We start from the raw sequence: 15,906 nt of genomic DNA, 5'->3' as shown, positions 1-15,906 counted from the left end.
TGATTTAAAATGACTCTGCAGGCCTGATAAGCGAAGCGCCATCAGGCACACGTTAAACCCCGTACCCCATCATCTTCAGCAACTGTTGTGCGTGCTGTACCGCGTCCTGACGGTGCGCGACGCCGAGTTTCTGGTAGAGGTTGCGGATATGCGTCTTAATGGTGGTCGCGGCCACCGCCAGTTCGCCGGCAATCTGTTCGTTGCTGTAACCGGAATAGATAAGCCCTAACACCTGCCATTCACGCTGGGTGAGCGGGCTGGTGCGAATAAGCTCCGGGACATCCGGATGGTTAAGCAGACGCTCGACGAAGCCTTCGTCAAAATGGGCGAATTTATGCCGGTGATGTTGGTTAATCTCTCGCAGGATGCGCTGCGCGCGATGCTGCTCCATCTCCGGCAGCGTATTGAGTTGAATCAGCTGACGCAATTGTTGCGCCATGGCTTCGCCTTCAATCACAAAATGGCTGATAAATCCGGTGCGGTTGGCAAGCTGTAAGGCATCAAGCAATACGCGCTGGGCATCGTTTTTCCGCCCGGATTGCCAGTAAAGCTGATTGAGTAACAGCAGATTGCGGTTTAAATCGCTCATTAAGCGCAGGCTACGGGCATTCTCATTTAACTCTTCCAGCACGATTTCCGCAGGCTCGAATTCGCCCAGCAGGATCTGCGCGCGGGCGATATTCCGCCATTGCCCTTGCAGAAAATGGTTATTGGCAAACGCCGGTTTGGGCGTATGACGTAACCAGTTGGCGGCGGATTTTTTGTCGCCGGTTAACTGCCAGTAAATGACACGCACCTTATCGGCGTTAGAGATCCAGTCGCAGTGATAACGACCATTGCCTAATAAATTTTCCAGTCGGTTAAGCTGACTACGGGCATTATCCAGATCGCCGCGCGCCAGCGAGCACTGCACCAGTAGCGTCAGGCACTGCAACTGTTGTTGCGGCTGGAAGGTGGACAGCACAGCGATACCGCTGCGCGCCGAGGCCTCCGCTTCGTCAAGGCGCGCCCACGCCCACAGCAATTGCGCGCGGATACGTACCAGAAACTCATGCATCGGCAGTTGTTCCAGATGTTGCTCTTTGATCAACTGGAAGGCTCGCTCCTGCGTTTCCCATGCGGCCTGCAGGAATCCCTGGGCGAACTGAATTTCGCTTTGTTGAATTAAGCTCCACAGCGCGTAATGCCAGACGTCATGATGGCGCGCCATTTGTTCGGTTTGCTGCATCAGCGATAAAGACTGGCTGAGATCGCCTTTACAGTGCAGCACTTCTCCGTGAACGGAGGTCGCGACAATGCGGCTATAAAACCAGGCGAGAGGAAGCTCATCCAGCGCCAGTTTCGCCAGCCGCTCTGCCTCTTCCGGATTGCCGTCGTTGATGGCGACCTGAGCGCGCAGCGCGTTAAATTCAGCATGTAGCGTGCCGTCCATGACCCCTTTGATCTCTTGCTCGGCGCGCGCCAGCAACGTATTCACTTCGCTGTAGCGGTGTTGGCTTTGCATCAGCCAGGCCTGTAACAACACCAGCCGCGGATTTTCCAGCAGGCTTTCCCACGGCAGCGCTTTTAATGACTCTTCCAGCAGCGCCAGTTCACTGTGATTAAACAGCCCCCACGCATGATTAAGCAGGATATCGCGCAGCATTTGCGCGTCACCCGCCGCCAGCGCATGATGTATAGCTTCGCTGGGAAAACCCTGTTCCATCCAGCTTTCCGCGGCCGCACGGTGGATCTCCGGCAGTTCCGCCGCCAGTTCCCACTGGCAACGCTGGCGCAGAAAGCTACCAAACAACGGGTGATAGCTAAACCACTCGCCCGTGTCGTCCATGCGTTGCAGGAATAACCCCTGGCGCTCAATCTCCTCCAGCCGCATCTGGCCGTTTTCTTCGCCGGTCACGCGTACGATCAACGCGTCATTCATTGAGCGTAAGATCGCGCTTTTAAGTAAAAAATGTCGGGTGCTGACATCCACGTTATCCAGTACTTCGTCCACCAGATAATCAGAAAGGTGGCTGGCATTAATCCCGGCAAGACGGCGGGCGGAGTGATGCGCAGAGGTATGGTTCTGGCGCGCGGAGAGGGCGATCAACTGTAGCGCAGTGGCCCAACCGGCAACATCGTCGCACATGCGGCTGCTCTCAGCGGCTTCAATGGGCGACGAAAGGCGACGGTCAAAAAATTGCTTTGCTTCCTGATGGTTAAAAGCCAACTGCTGGCTGCCGATTTCCAACAGCTGATCGCGCACGCGCAGGTTAGCGATGCCCAGTTGCGGTAAATTACGCGATAACACCACCAGGGTGAAATTTTCCGGCTGATGCCGTAAGAAAAAGCGCATCGCGTCGTGAATCACCGGATTGGTAATCAAATGGTAGTCGTCAATCACCAGATAAAGCGGGCGATGCCACTGCGCCAGTTCAATAAAGAGCTGTGCGAAGAGGGACGTCAGGCTGGCGTACTGACGTTTTTGCGCCATCGCTTCGCTGGTAGAGCAGTGTCCGCCGGTGGCCTGTTGGATTGCGGCAATTAAGTAACTGGCGAACCGCTCTTGCTGGTTATCGCCTTCGTCGAGAGAGTACCAGCCTAATTCATTTTTGCCCGCCGCCCACTGTGAGACAAGCGTGGTTTTCCCATAGCCAGCAGGACTGGTTACCAGGGCGAGCCTGAAATTGTTCGCGCCGGAAAGTTTAGCCAACAGCCGCTCACGAACCACGGTATGGTCGAGACGAACCGGACGACTTAATTTAGACGGAATCAACATAGCAATCACTTCACTGTGGGAAATGGGGGGAACTGCGATTTTTTTTGCGCTTCGTAATTAATAGATATAAGGTCGGCCAGAAAGCATTTTAATGCAAGCTAAGCAGACTTTTTATGTGTCTGAATTTGCACTCTGTCACAATTCTAAATAACGGTATTAAAAAAGTATTCGGCGCGGTTGAAACGAGCGTCAGCGCTGGGCTGAGGTCATATTTCCGTTATTGTAAATAATGTCCTGGACATCATCCGGATTTAACACAATGGCGATACCAGGCGTTTAATTAATTATGTTTAGTTAGTGAATCTCCCGCCGCTGAATATTTCAGGTAAGAAACTATTTTGGCGTTCATATAATCTTCGAAAATATCCCTTCGCGATTTACTGTTATTTCTGTTTATTCATTTGATTATGCGTAACACTGGGTGTCGTTGACAGGAATCGGCGCGTTTATACAGGGGTAAGTGGCGGCGATCACACTTTTATGCTCATCCCCGCTCCTCCTCCCTCCCTAATCATTGCCGGGAGGAGGAAGGTCAACATCGAGCCTGGCAAACTAGCGATAACGTTGTTTTATTACCCGAGGACGGATTTCCTATGTCACAGCCAACCTTCAATAAAGATCAATTCCAGGCCGCCCTGACGCGTCAGTGGCAGCGTTTCGGTTTACTGTCGGCGTCCGACATGACGCCTCGTCAGTGGTGGCAGGCCGTTAGCGGCGCGCTGGCGGAATTACTGAGCGCGCAACCGGTAGCGCAGCCGACGAAAGGCCAGCGTCATGTGAACTACATTTCGATGGAGTTTTTGATTGGCCGCCTGACGGGAAATAACCTGTTAAATCTGGGGTGGTACCAGGACGTTAGCGATGTGCTGAAAGCGCACGATATTAATCTGACCGATCTGCTGGAAGAGGAAGTCGATCCGGCGCTCGGCAACGGTGGTTTGGGTCGTCTGGCCGCCTGTTTCCTCGATTCGATGGCCACCGTCGGGCAGTCCGCTACGGGCTATGGTCTGAACTACCAGTATGGGCTGTTCCGTCAGTCATTTGTTGAAGGCAAGCAGATGGAAGCGCCGGATGACTGGCATCGCGGCAGCTATCCGTGGTTCCGCCACAACGAGGCGCTGGACGTCCAGGTTGGGATCGGCGGTAAAGTCACCAAAGAAGGGAGCTGGGAGCCAGGTTTTGTGATTACAGGCCAGGCCTGGGATCTGCCGGTGTTAGGCTATCGTAACGGTGTCGCGCAACCGCTGCGTTTGTGGCAGGCGACCCACGCGCATCCGTTTGATCTGACCAAATTCAACGACGGCGCTTTCCTGCGGGCGGAACAGCAGGGTATCGATGCGGAAAAATTGACGAAGGTGCTTTATCCCAACGATAACCACACGGCGGGCAAAAAACTGCGCCTGATGCAGCAATACTTCCAGTGCGCCTGCTCGGTAGCGGATATTCTGCGTCGCCATCATCTGGCCGGACGCAAACTGCATGAGCTGGCGGATTATGAGGTCATTCAGCTAAATGATACCCACCCGACTATTGCCATTCCGGAACTGCTGCGCGTGCTGATTGACGAGCACCAACTGAGCTGGGATGACGCCTGGGCTATCACCAGCAAAACCTTCGCCTACACCAACCACACTCTGATGCCGGAAGCGCTGGAGTGCTGGGATGAGAAGCTGGTGAAAGCGCTGCTGCCGCGTCATATGCAGATTATCAAGCAGATTAACGATCGCTTTAAGACGCTGGTCGATAACACCTGGCCTGGTGATAAGCAGGTATGGGCAAAACTGGCGGTGGTGCATGACCGTCAGGTGCGCATGGCCAATATGTGCGTGGTCAGCGGCTTTGCGGTCAACGGTGTGGCGGCGCTGCACTCCGATCTGGTGGTGAAAGATCTGTTCCCGGAATATCACCAACTTTGGCCGAACAAATTCCACAATGTCACCAACGGCATTACGCCGCGTCGCTGGATCAAACAGTGCAATCCGCAGCTTGCGGCGTTGCTGGATAAAACGCTGAAAAAAGAGTGGGCTAACGATCTCGACCAGTTGATCAACCTCGAAAAATACGCTGACGACGCCACATTCCGTCAGCAGTATCGCGACATCAAGCGGGCGAACAAAGAACGGCTGGTGAAATTTATCCAGGCCCGTACCGGGATTGAGATTTCGAGCCATGCGATTTTTGATATTCAGATCAAACGTCTGCACGAGTACAAGCGTCAGCATCTGAATCTGTTGCATATTCTGGCGCTGTACAACGAGATTCGCGAAAACCCGCAGGCTGATCGCGTACCGCGCGTATTCCTGTTTGGCGCGAAGGCGGCGCCGGGCTATTACCTGGCGAAGAACATCATTTTTGCTATCAATAAGGTTGCGGAAGCCATTAATAACGACCCGGCGGTGGGTGATAAGCTGAAGGTGGTTTTCCTGCCGGATTACTGCGTCTCGGCGGCGGAAATGCTCATTCCGGCGGCGGATATTTCAGAGCAAATTTCTACCGCCGGGAAAGAGGCGTCCGGCACCGGCAACATGAAACTGGCGCTGAACGGGGCGTTGACTGTGGGAACGCTGGACGGCGCTAACGTTGAAATCGCTGAGAAGGTGGGTGAAGAGAATATCTTTATCTTTGGCCATACTGTGGAAGAGGTCAAGGCGCTCAAAGCCAAAGGCTACGATCCGGTGAAATGGCGTAAAAAAGACAAAGTGCTGGATGCGGTGCTAAAAGAGCTGGAAAGCGGTCAATACAGCGATGGCGATAAACATGCCTTTGACCAGATGCTGCATAGCCTCGGCAAACAGGGGGGCGATCCGTACCTGGTCATGGCGGACTTCGCCGCTTATGTCGAGGCGCAAAAGCAGGTGGATGCGCTGTATCGCGACCAGGAAGCGTGGACGCGCGCCGCGATCCTCAATACCGCGCGCTGCGGTATGTTCAGTTCCGATCGCTCTATTCGCGATTATCAGGCCCGTATCTGGCAGGCAAAACGCTAAGGGAGCGCGATGGAAAATAAACGTCTCGATAGTGCCGCGCTGGCGGCGGGGATCAGCCCCAGTTACATCAATGCTCATGGCAAACCGCAGTCTATTGGCGCTGAAACCAAGAGACGTTTGCTGGCGGCGATGCACGGCACGACAACAGGACCACAGGCGGTCGTGCCGAATGTGAAGGTTTATACCGCGGGTAAAAAAATGGCGTTGCCGGTAGAGGGGCGCGGTGAGTTTGCCTGGCTGCTGACTACGGAAGAGGGCATGCATTACAAAGGGCGCGTGACGGGCGGTAAAAAACTTAACCTTCCGGCTACATTGCCGGAGGGCTACCACACCCTGACGTTGACCCAGGATGAACAGCGTACGCACTGCCGGATTATCGTCGCCCCGCCGCGATGCTATGAGCCGCAGGCGCTGCTGGAAGGGAAAAAACTCTGGGGGGCCTGCGTCCAGCTTTATACTCTGCGTTCAGAAAAAAACTGGGGTATTGGCGATTTCGGCGATTTGAAGTCGATGCTGGTCGATGTGGCGACACGCGGCGGCGCGTTTATCGGCCTGAACCCGATCCACGCGCTTTATCCGGCGAATCCGGAGAGCGCCAGTCCCTACAGCCCCTCGTCTCGTCGCTGGCTGAACGTGATATATATCGACGTCAACGCCGTCGAAGATTTCCGCCTGAGCGAAGAGGCGCAGGCATGGTGGCAAATGCCCGCCACACAGCAAAAGCTGCGACAGGCACGCGATGCGCAATGGGTGGATTACGCTACCGTTACCGCGCTGAAAATCACGGCGCTGCGGATGGCGTGGACGCGGTTTGCCGCTCGCGACGATGCGCAAATGGCGGAGTTTCGTCACTTTATCGCCCGCGAAGGCGAGAGCCTTTACTGGCAGGCGGCATTCGACGCGCTGCATGCGTATCAGGTAAAAGAGGATGAGCAGCGCTGGGGCTGGCCAGCCTGGCCGGAGGCGTACCAGTCGGTAGAGTCTCCCGCTGTAAAACAATTCTGTGAAGCGCACCGCGAAGAGGTGGAGTTTTACCTCTGGCTTCAGTGGCTGGCCTGGCGCCAATTCGCCGCCTGCTGGGATACCTGCCAGAGTTTTAAACTACCGATTGGTCTGTACCGCGATCTGGCGGTTGGCGTAGCGGAAGGCGGCGCGGAAACCTGGTGCGACCGGGAGCTGTACTGCCTGAAAGCATCTGTCGGCGCGCCGCCGGATATCCTCGGCCCGCTCGGTCAGAACTGGGGGCTGCCGCCAATGGACCCGCATATCATTGTCGCCCGGGCGTATGAGCCCTTTATCGACCTGCTGCGCGCCAATATGCAAAACTGCGGCGCGTTGCGCATTGACCATGTCATGTCGTTGCTGCGTCTGTGGTGGATACCGTATGGCGAAACAGCGGATCAGGGGGCTTACGTCCATTATCCGGTAGATGATTTGCTTTCTATTCTGGCGCTGGAGAGCCAACGTCACCGCTGTATGGTGATAGGTGAAGATCTGGGGACGGTGCCAGTTGAGATTGTCGGCAAGCTGCGCGATAGCGGGGTCTATTCTTATAAAGTGCTGTGGTTTGAAAATGATCTTGAGAAAAACTTCCGCGCGCCAGGCGCGTATCCGCAACAATCGATGGCTGTCGCCTCGACGCACGATCTCCCCACGCTGCGCGGCTATTGGGAATGCGGTGACCTGACGTTGGGTAAAGCTCTGGGGCTTTATCCGGATGAAGTGATTCTGCGCGGGCTGTATGAGGATCGCGAGCGGGCGAAACAGGGGCTATTGGACGCGCTGCATAAATATGGCTGTCTGCCAAAACGCGCCGGGCATAAGGCATCGTTAATGTCGATGACGCCAACGCTAAATCGCGGGCTTCAGCGCTACATCGCCGACAGTAACAGCGGTCTGTTGGGGCTTCAGCCGGAGGACTGGCTGGATATGGCCGATCCGGTTAACGTACCGGGCACCAGCGATCAGTATAAAAACTGGCGGCGGAAATTGTCTGCATCTCTTGAGGCCATGTTTGCCGATGAGGGCGTAAACAAGCTGATTAAGGATTTGGATAAGCGCCGAAAAGCGGCCGCGAAGAAGAAGTAATAAAGCCGGGGATTTCCCCGGCTTTATTATGGTGAGAGCACGTAGGCCTGATAAGCGCAGCGCCATCAGGCAATCCTGGCGCACATTGCTACCTTATCCGGCCTACAAGCCGCCTCGCTTAAACCACCATACCCAGTAGCAGACAGCCGATTAGGCCGCAGACGGAGATGATCGTTTCCAGCATCGACCAGGATTTAATGGTCTCGCCGATAGTCAAATTGAAATACTCTTTGAACAGCCAGAAGCCCGGGTCGTTGACGTGAGAGAAAATCACGCTCCCGGAACCGACCGCGATAACCATCAGTTCAGGGCTAACGCCGGTAGTGGCGATCAGCGGCGCCGCAATGCCGCCTGCGGTAATCGCCGCGACAGTCGCAGAGCCCAGCGCGATACGCAGCACCGCCGCGATAGACCACGCCATCAACAGCGGAGAGACATTGGTTTCATGCATCATTGAAGCGATGTATTTATCCACGCCGCTATCGACCAGCACCTGCTTGAACGCGCCGCCGCCGCCGATGATCAGCAGCATCATGGCGATAATTTTGATGGAAGAGACCAGCGTATCGTTAATCTGATCCATGGAACGCCCGCGGTTCAGGCCAAAGGTGAACATCGCAATCAGTACGGCAATTAACGTAGCCATTACCGGGTCGCCCAGGAACTCGGCAACGGGCAGGAAAGCGTGGCCTTTTGGCAGAATCATCTCGGCAATCGCACGCATCGCCATCAGAATCACCGGAACCAGCGACGTCCAGACGCTGACGCCAAAGCCCGGCATCTCTTCTTCCGTAAAAGTTTTCGCGCTGTACAGGCCTTCCGGGATCGGCTTATCGATACCTTTCAGGAAACGGGCGTAAACCGGTCCGGCAAGGATCACGGTCGGGATTGCCAGAATCGTACCAAACAGCAACGTCTTACCCATATCGGCATGGAAAATCGTGGCGATCGCGGTTGGACCCGGGTGCGGCGGCAGGAAGCCGTGTGTGACGGAGAGCGCCGCGGCCATCGGCACGCCGACGTACAGTAACGGGATATTCGCCGCTGCGGCAATGGTGAATACCAGCGGCAGCATCAGAACGAAGCCCACTTCATAGAACAGAGCGAAGCCGACGGTAAAGCCGGTTAACACTACGGCCCACTGAATATGCTTTTTACCAAATTTCGCGATCAGGGTAGTGGCGATACGTTGAGCGCCACCGCAGTCGGCAAGCATTTTGCCCAGCATGGCGCCGAACCCCATAATCAGGGCCAGACTGCCAAGCGTACCGCCGACACCGGCTTTGATGGAGCCGATGACTTTATCCAGCGGCATTCCCTGCATCAACCCGACAGCGAGCGCTACCAGGACAAGGGCGATAAATCCGTTCATTTTGAAGCGGATCATCAGAAGAAGTAACAAGATAACACCGATAGCAACGATGACTAATGGCATGATTTACCTGGCCTTTACTTTGTTATGGGTAACGTCATTGTTTCGACGACAAATTCCTGTTGTTCCCGACGGGAACAGAGTCGCAATAGCACCAATACTGATTACCGTTGAAACGAATGAGCGTAGTCAGATGTTATATGGATGTTAGGTGCCCATAAGAATGATACGGGTAACATATGGGTGTTGAAAATGACCCTGGCAGGCAAAATTTAAATTATGAGACACAGGTCATGTTATCGGCGCAAGAAGAAGGACCATTGTTCTGAGAGGTGGCTGATGGCGCCGGATGGAGGAGTAGACGCCTTATTCGGCCTACGGTGGCGCAGACAAGGCCCGACAGGCGCAAGCGCCATCGGGCATGGATGCGGGGAAAATCTTAGTAGTAGGAGTGCTCGCCGCGCTGGTGTTCGGTCAGATCGCGAACCCCTTTCAGTTCCGGGAATTCATTCAGCAACTGTTTCTCGATCCCTTCTTTCAGCGTGACGTCAACCATCGAGCAACCGTTACAACCGCCGCCAAACTGCAGAATTGCATAGCCTTCATCGGTAATTTCCATCAGCGAGACGCGACCGCCGTGGCCCGCCAACTGCGGGTTAATCTGCGATTGCAGAGCATATTCCACGCGCTCCATCAGCGGCGCGTCATCGGCCACTTTGCGCATCTTCGCGTTTGGCGCTTTCAATGTAAGTTGAGAACCTAGCTGGTCGGTCACGAAATCAATTTCCGCGTCTTCCAGATAGGGCGCGCTCAGCTCGTCGACATAAGCGGTCAACAGGTCAAATTTCAGTGCAGTATCGGTGGCTTCTACGGCGTCGGGCGGACAATAAGAAACACCGCACTCTGCGTTAGGAGTGCCGGGATTAATGACAAATACGCGGATTTGCGTCCCTTCTTCCTGATTTGCCAGCAGTTTGGCAAAGTGCGCTTGTGCAGCATCGGAAATACGGATCATAGTAATGGCCTAATAGTTGACTATTTTAGTTGGTTATAATACGCCCATCATCGAGGCTCTACAAGGTTCGACACAGGCACCATACCTGGACAGTCGCTGCGCCGTTGCGCAAAAGCAGTTGCGCGATTTCCGCGACGGTACTTCCGGTAGTGACGACATCATCCACAATAACCATATGGAGACCCTGTACCGGCAATTCAAGGCGAAACGCGTTTTTCAAATTGCGCTTACGTAACCTGGCGCTGAGATGATGTTGTGTTGCGGTCGCCCGTACCCGCGTGATGGTTTGGCTGTCCCACGCGCAGCCAAGCCAGCGCGCTAACGGTTGACATAACAGATCGCTTTGGTTAAATCCCCGCCGCCAGTGTCGGCGCGACCAGAGCGGAACGCTGACGATTCTATCGGGAAGCTGCAAGCCAGTGCTGCGGCGCGCCATGAGTACTTCCTGCAACAGTAGACGCGCCAGAGCGGCGGCAATTTCGCTGCGGCGGGTAAATTTAAGCTGATGCACCAGTAAACTCAAGGGCGGCGTATAGTCACTGACGCTCACCAGACGCTGCCAGGGCGGTGGTTTTTGCAGGCAGCGACCGCAGGGGAGCGAAGGATGCGCGGCAGGTAATCCGCATTGCGGACACAGGCTGACGCGCTGACGAACGGCGCGCGCGCATACGGAACAAATCCCCCAGTGGCTTAACGCCAGCGGCATTCGGCATAGCCAGCATAATCCCGGTACTGTTAGCATAGGTGCATCCTTGTTAGACAAAAGAGAACAGTAACTGATGAATGACATCTGGTGGCAGACCTACGGCGAGGGAAATTGTCATCTTGTGCTGCTGCACGGATGGGGATTGAACGCGGAGGTATGGCATTGCATTCGCGAGGAACTCGGCTCGCATTTTACGCTGCATCTGGTCGACTTGCCGGGCTATGGCCGTAGTTCGGGGTTTGGCGCTATGACGTTTGAAGAGATGACGGCGCAGGTAGCGAAAAACGCGCCGGACCAGGCTATCTGGCTTGGCTGGAGCCTGGGTGGCCTGGTGGCGAGTCAGATGGCGCTCACCCACCCTGAACGCGTCCAGGCGCTGGTGACTGTCGCCTCTTCGCCATGCTTTAGCGCGCGTGAGGGGTGGCCGGGAATAAAACCAGAAATCCTCGGCGGATTCCAGCAGCAGCTTAGCGACGATTTTCAGCGCACGGTGGAGCGTTTTCTGGCGCTGCAAACGTTAGGGACGGAGACGGCGCGTCAGGATGCCCGCACCTTAAAAAGCGTGGTGCTGGCGCAGCCTATGCCGGATGTAGACGTGCTCAATGGCGGACTGGAAATCTTAAAAACGGTCGATCTACGAGAAGCGCTTAAAAATGTGAACATGCCGTTTTTGCGTTTGTATGGTTATCTGGACGGTCTGGTGCCGCGTAAAATCGTGCCTTTGCTCGATACGTTATGGCCGCACAGTACATCACAGATAATGGCGAAGGCGGCCCATGCGCCGTTTATCTCGCATCCGGCGGCGTTTTGTCAGGCGCTGATGACGCTAAAATCATCGCTGTAACCAGGGCGTTGCCGGGCCCGGACCATTCTGCAAGGTTAATGGCTTTCAGACGCCAGATCGGCAGGCGCCAGCCCGGTAACCCTAAGCACGGTATCGCGATCGAAACCATCGTTTAGCATGGAGCGGGCAATGCGCAATGCGGCGAGCCGTTGGCCTTCCTGTTTGCCTTGCTGTAGCCCTTTCTGTAACCCGTTACGATGCCCTTCCTGACGTAATCTTTCTGCGATAGTCATGATCTTCTCCTTATGCTGTGGGATACGCATAGCCACCTGGCGGATAAACGTATTGAAGCGCGCGGCGTCGCCAGTGTGCATCATGTAATTAAACAGACTTTGAAGCTGGGTGTCATTAGCGTATCCCTTAACCAGCAGGGCGACCAGCTGTTCGACAAGCCCCATCAGATCACGCTGGCGGATGTGTTTTTGTATGAGTTCCAGCAGCGCGACCCGTCGGTGCCGCATAATCTCGTCGTCCGGCACGACCGTAATATCGACCAGAGGAAAGGCGGTGGCGTATAGCTTACGCGCCATCACCGGGTCGGCAAATTCATCCAGCCAGCATAATGAGAACGGATACGGGCTGCGGTTTCCGTGATAAAACAGCATTGGCACCACTAACGGCAACGTCTTATGCCCGGCCTCCAGGTGCCGTTGCATTGCAGCCATTGCGTAACGCATCAGCCGAAATGCCATATGCGCGTCTGGCGTACTCTGATGTTCAATAACCACGTAAATGTAACCTTCACCTTCACTTGTTTCCAGCGACCAAAGAATATCGGAATAATGGGGGCGTAAATCCTCTTCAATAAAGCTACCGGACTCCAGCCGTAACGTATTCAGATTACAGATTTGACGTAATGTCGTCGGGAGATGAATTTCCAAAAAATCCCGTGCAGTATCGGGGTGGCATAGAAACTGTTTGAATACCGCGTCATGCGGCGTGGATGTTGTTGAGGTCGCCATATCGATCCGTCATCGGTGAAGTTCAATGGCGTGACACTACGCGCAGACCGGGCTGATTGCAGTAGAGGATTAGCGCGCTTGCGAGGCGCGTGGGGAGATAAATGCGCACGGCGGTAACGCTTTCATCTTTGTGGAAGGCATGACGCAAAATTGCCCGGCAGCGTGACGCGTACCGGGCAACATAACGCGGGATAAAGGCCGGATAAGACGCGTTACGTCACTACCCGGCGAAGGCTAACGCAAGGCCCACCATTCGCGCAGGCAGGCTTTACCTTCCGGACAACTTTTACAGCTGCCTGAAAGGCAGCCGTCCGGTTCTTCCGGGATACGTACCGCTTTACCCATGATCTCCAGTTGATTCAGCATGGCGTCGATCATGGGCTGCGGAGCGTGCAGCGTATGGCTGATCTGCGTTGCCTCCATACGCCCCCGTAGCGCCAGTAGATCGCGAACCTGTATCAATGAAGCCATTTTTTACATCCCTTAGTGACAATTGCCCGCAGTGCCCGAACAACAGGAACTGACGTTTTTGCGGGTTGCCAGCAGTTCAATGTCTACACGGCTGCGGGCGCGGCGTAACAGGCTTAACACCACAACGTTAAAGACGATCACTGCCAGAATACAGATCAGGCTGTACGTCGGGTGTTGACTGAAGCTGGTAACCTGGTAGAACAGCGTGGCGAGCGAATAGGCGATATTCAGCCCCCACAGAATGGAGAAGCCCATCCAGCCGCGGCTGGACTCGCGGGCGATAGCGCCCATTACCGAGATACACGGTACGTAAAGCAGGACGAAAATCAGGTAACTGTACGCCGCTGCGGCGCTGCCGAATTTTTGACCCATCACGCCCATCGCGCCGGTCGCCATTTCGCCGTCGCCTTTACTCGCTTCGATCGGGTTAGCCAGTACGCTCAGGCTAAAGGTGTCTTTCAGGCTTTGCCAGGTATCGTCAACCGCGCCCAGCAGTTCATCGCCGAGGTGGAAGTCGGCAGGATTAAACGCTTCGTCCTGAATATTTTCGGCGGTGTAGAGCGTGTTCAGCGTACCGACGACAACCTCTTTCGCCATGGCGCCCGTAAACAGACCCACGGTCGCTTGCCAGTTATCCTCATGGACGCCGATCGGTTTAAAGACTGGCGTGATGACCCGGCTTACAGAGGCGAGGGCGGAGTCATTAATGTTATCGACGATTTTGCCGCTCAGCGAGAAACTGTTAAACGCGCTCAGGAAAATACTCACGATGATAATGACTTTACCGGCGCGTAGTACAAAACCTTTCAGGCGTTGCCAGGTCTGGATGATCAGGCTCTTGATATGCGGGACGTGGTAAACCGGCAGCTCCATCACAAACGGAGAGGCTTCGCCGCGCATAATGGTATGCTTCAGCATCAGGCCGGTTAATACCGCCATGACAATACCCAGCACGTACAGCGAGAAGACCGCCAGCGCGCCGTTTTGCCCGAAGAAGGCGGCGGCAAAGACGGCGAAAATCGCCAGGCGCGCGCCACAGGACATAAACGGCGCCATCATGATGGTCATCAGGCGTTCGCGCGGAGCGTCAAGCGTGCGGGCGCCCATCACGGAAGGTACATTACAGCCGAAGCCGACAATCAGCGGCACGAAGGATTTACCCGGTAGTCCCAGCGCCTGCATCAGGCGATCCATGACGAAGGCCGCGCGCGCCATATAACCGGAGTCTTCAAGGAAGGAGAGGAACAGGTACATCATGCCGATTTGCGGTACCAACGGTAGCACGGTGTTAATCCCGCCGCCAAGACCTTGCGCCAGGAAGATGGTCAGCCAGTCCGGGAAGTGCAGCGTGTAGCCAATCCATTGAATGCCATGAATAAAGATGGCGACGGAACCGGCATCAAACAGGGGTTGCAACGCGCCGCCGATGTTAATGGCGAGCAGGAACATCAGGTACATCACGAACAAAAAAATCGGTAAGCCGAGGAAGCGGTTCAGAATAATTTTATCGACCGCCCTGGTGAAGCGGCTGGGTTCGGCTGTCAGGGTATTGCTGACCACGTCGCAAATAGCGGCGATACACTGATAACGGGCGTCGGCGATATGCAGCGCCGGGTCGTCCATTTCGTCCTTCAGACGGGCCAGGGAGGTGTCCAGGTTTTGCGCCGCCTCGCCTGCGTAAGCCCGGCTGTAGATATCGCCCTCCAGCATTTGCAGACCCAGCCAGCGGCGCTGTTGTAAAGGCATCTCCTGGGCCATCGCGTCGGCCAGGAAACCTGCTTCGCGCAGCAGCGGCTGGGCATAATGCACCAGTTCGACGTTGTCGTTAGCGTTGTGACGGTCAATGGCCAGTTTCAGCGCCTCGATACCGCGACCGCGAGTCGATACCAGCGGTACGACAGGGCAACCCAGACGCGTGGACAGAGCGTCGACATCAATACGAACCTGCTGTTTTTCGGCGATATCCAGCATGTTGAGCGCGACAATACAGGGGATACCCAGCTCCAGCAGTTGCAGCGTCAAATAGAGGTTGCGCTCCAGATTGGAGGCGTCCACAACGTTTATCAACAGATCGGCGTCGCCGCTCAGGATGTAGTGGCAGGCGATCTGTTCGTCGAGAGAGGTTTGTGACGAGATGGTCGTCAGAGAATAGGTGCCGGGTAAATCTACCAGCGTGACCTGGTGGTCAGTTGTCGCGAACTGGCCCTCTTTACGCTCGACGGTGACGCCCGCCCAGTTCCCCACGCGCTGACGCGCGCCGGTGAGTTGGTTAAATAAGGTGGTCTTGCCGGAATTAGGATTACCAATTAAACCAATGGTTAATTTTTTCATTTTTATAGACTCACTGTATTAACAGGAAACCGCTTCCACTTCTATTAACGCCAAATCCTTTTTACGCAAAACCAGACTCACGCGTCGTGTTTCGATATGGATCGGATCGCCTAAGGGCGCGACGCGGACGACATTAAATGAAGAGCCGGGCAACATGCCGAGCGAAAGCAGTTTTTGACGATACGCCGGGCTGATTTCACGCGCAAAGCCGGTGATTTTCCACGCAGTGTCAGGAGTGAATTGCATACGACCTACTTGTTTCTTACTAACTGGATGTATACCTCATGCGGCGCTCAGGGGGGCGGCAGGAGACCCGATGTTTAGCCAACGAAGGAAAGAGTAAATAATCAACAACACAATGATAATGAGAAT

Annotated in this window: 11 protein-coding genes; 3 read left to right on the top strand and 8 right to left on the bottom strand. The window is 55.1% G+C overall.

Translation table 11 applies throughout. The features are described from left to right. Positions 1–52: 52 nt before the first annotated feature. Complete coding sequence (gene malT, locus NAZ64_RS09700; RefSeq protein WP_000907030.1) at positions 53–2,758, bottom strand: HTH-type transcriptional regulator MalT; 2,706 nt, start codon at positions 2,756–2,758, stop codon at positions 53–55. Between the two features lie 593 nt (positions 2,759–3,351). Here malT and malP point away from each other — a divergent pair. Further along, positions 3,352–5,745 carry a maltodextrin phosphorylase gene (malP, locus tag NAZ64_RS09695; protein WP_024797715.1) on the top strand — a complete coding sequence of 798 codons (2,394 nt, stop codon included), beginning with the start codon at positions 3,352–3,354 and terminating at the stop codon, positions 5,743–5,745. A 9-nt stretch (positions 5,746–5,754) separates the two neighbouring features. Next, the gene (gene malQ / locus NAZ64_RS09690; protein WP_133322406.1) at positions 5,755–7,833 is read left to right on the top strand and encodes a 4-alpha-glucanotransferase; all 2,079 of its coding nucleotides are present in this window, start codon (positions 5,755–5,757) and stop codon (positions 7,831–7,833) included. 118 nt (positions 7,834–7,951) lie between these two features. On the opposite strand, the gene gntT is transcribed toward malQ, so the two are convergent. The 3 genes from gntT to gntX all read right to left on the bottom strand — a co-directional run bounded on the left by gntT (position 7,952) and on the right by gntX (position 10,962). Then, positions 7,952–9,268: a gluconate transporter gene (gene gntT, locus NAZ64_RS09685; RefSeq protein ID WP_001131737.1), complete on the bottom strand. Its 1,317-nt coding sequence runs from the start codon at positions 9,266–9,268 to the stop codon at positions 7,952–7,954. 376 nt (positions 9,269–9,644) lie between these two features. Then, on the bottom strand, positions 9,645–10,220 hold the full coding sequence (gene nfuA / locus NAZ64_RS09680) for a Fe-S biogenesis protein NfuA (protein ID WP_000619387.1): 576 nt from the start codon (positions 10,218–10,220) through the stop codon (positions 9,645–9,647). Between the two features lie 58 nt (positions 10,221–10,278). Then, complete coding sequence (gntX, locus tag NAZ64_RS09675; protein ID WP_000958733.1) at positions 10,279–10,962, bottom strand: DNA utilization protein GntX; 684 nt, start codon at positions 10,960–10,962, stop codon at positions 10,279–10,281. 37 nt (positions 10,963–10,999) lie between these two features. Between gntX and bioH the strand changes: the two genes are divergently transcribed. After that, the gene (bioH, locus tag NAZ64_RS09670) at positions 11,000–11,770 is read left to right on the top strand and encodes a pimeloyl-ACP methyl ester esterase BioH (RefSeq protein ID WP_000998138.1); all 771 of its coding nucleotides are present in this window, start codon (positions 11,000–11,002) and stop codon (positions 11,768–11,770) included. Positions 11,771–11,805: 35 nt separating this feature from the next. Here the strand turns inward: bioH and NAZ64_RS09665 are convergent, their stop codons facing one another. From NAZ64_RS09665 to feoA, 4 genes are all read right to left on the bottom strand, one after another. Beyond that, on the bottom strand, positions 11,806–12,732 hold the full coding sequence (locus tag NAZ64_RS09665) for an Rpn family recombination-promoting nuclease/putative transposase (RefSeq protein WP_001646535.1): 927 nt from the start codon (positions 12,730–12,732) through the stop codon (positions 11,806–11,808). Between the two features lie 234 nt (positions 12,733–12,966). Beyond that, positions 12,967–13,203 (bottom strand): [Fe-S]-dependent transcriptional repressor FeoC, encoded by a 237-nt coding sequence (feoC, locus tag NAZ64_RS09660; protein WP_000157589.1) that lies wholly within the window; start codon positions 13,201–13,203, stop codon positions 12,967–12,969. A 12-nt stretch (positions 13,204–13,215) separates the two neighbouring features. Then, positions 13,216–15,534 carry a Fe(2+) transporter permease subunit FeoB gene (gene feoB / locus NAZ64_RS09655; protein WP_017441593.1) on the bottom strand — a complete coding sequence of 773 codons (2,319 nt, stop codon included), beginning with the start codon at positions 15,532–15,534 and terminating at the stop codon, positions 13,216–13,218. Between the two features lie 18 nt (positions 15,535–15,552). Beyond that, complete coding sequence (gene feoA, locus NAZ64_RS09650) at positions 15,553–15,780, bottom strand: ferrous iron transporter A (RefSeq protein WP_001160955.1); 228 nt, start codon at positions 15,778–15,780, stop codon at positions 15,553–15,555. Between the last annotated feature and the right edge of the window lie 126 nt (positions 15,781–15,906).

Source organism: Salmonella sp. A1325 (assembly GCF_056991255.1).
The sequence above is the reverse complement of the archived record's forward strand: the minus strand, read 5'-3'. Positions and strand labels throughout refer to the sequence as shown.

Excerpts from the sequence above, each read along its gene's own strand:
- feoC (WP_000157589.1), bottom strand. The coding sequence starts at position 13,203 with ATGGCTTCATTGATACAGGTTCGCGATCTACTGGCGCTACGGGGGCGT.
- malT (WP_000907030.1), bottom strand. The coding sequence starts at position 2,758 with ATGTTGATTCCGTCTAAATTAAGTCGTCCGGTTCGTCTCGACCATACC.
- malP (WP_024797715.1), top strand. The coding sequence starts at position 3,352 with ATGTCACAGCCAACCTTCAATAAAGATCAATTCCAGGCCGCCCTGACG.
- gntT (WP_001131737.1), bottom strand. The coding sequence starts at position 9,268 with ATGCCATTAGTCATCGTTGCTATCGGTGTTATCTTGTTACTTCTTCTG.
- bioH (WP_000998138.1), top strand. The coding sequence starts at position 11,000 with ATGAATGACATCTGGTGGCAGACCTACGGCGAGGGAAATTGTCATCTT.
- gntX (WP_000958733.1), bottom strand. The coding sequence starts at position 10,962 with ATGCTAACAGTACCGGGATTATGCTGGCTATGCCGAATGCCGCTGGCG.
- NAZ64_RS09665 (WP_001646535.1), bottom strand. The coding sequence starts at position 12,732 with ATGGCGACCTCAACAACATCCACGCCGCATGACGCGGTATTCAAACAG.
- feoA (WP_001160955.1), bottom strand. The coding sequence starts at position 15,780 with ATGCAATTCACTCCTGACACTGCGTGGAAAATCACCGGCTTTGCGCGT.
- feoB (WP_017441593.1), bottom strand. The coding sequence starts at position 15,534 with ATGAAAAAATTAACCATTGGTTTAATTGGTAATCCTAATTCCGGCAAG.
- malQ (WP_133322406.1), top strand. The coding sequence starts at position 5,755 with ATGGAAAATAAACGTCTCGATAGTGCCGCGCTGGCGGCGGGGATCAGC.
- nfuA (WP_000619387.1), bottom strand. The coding sequence starts at position 10,220 with ATGATCCGTATTTCCGATGCTGCACAAGCGCACTTTGCCAAACTGCTG.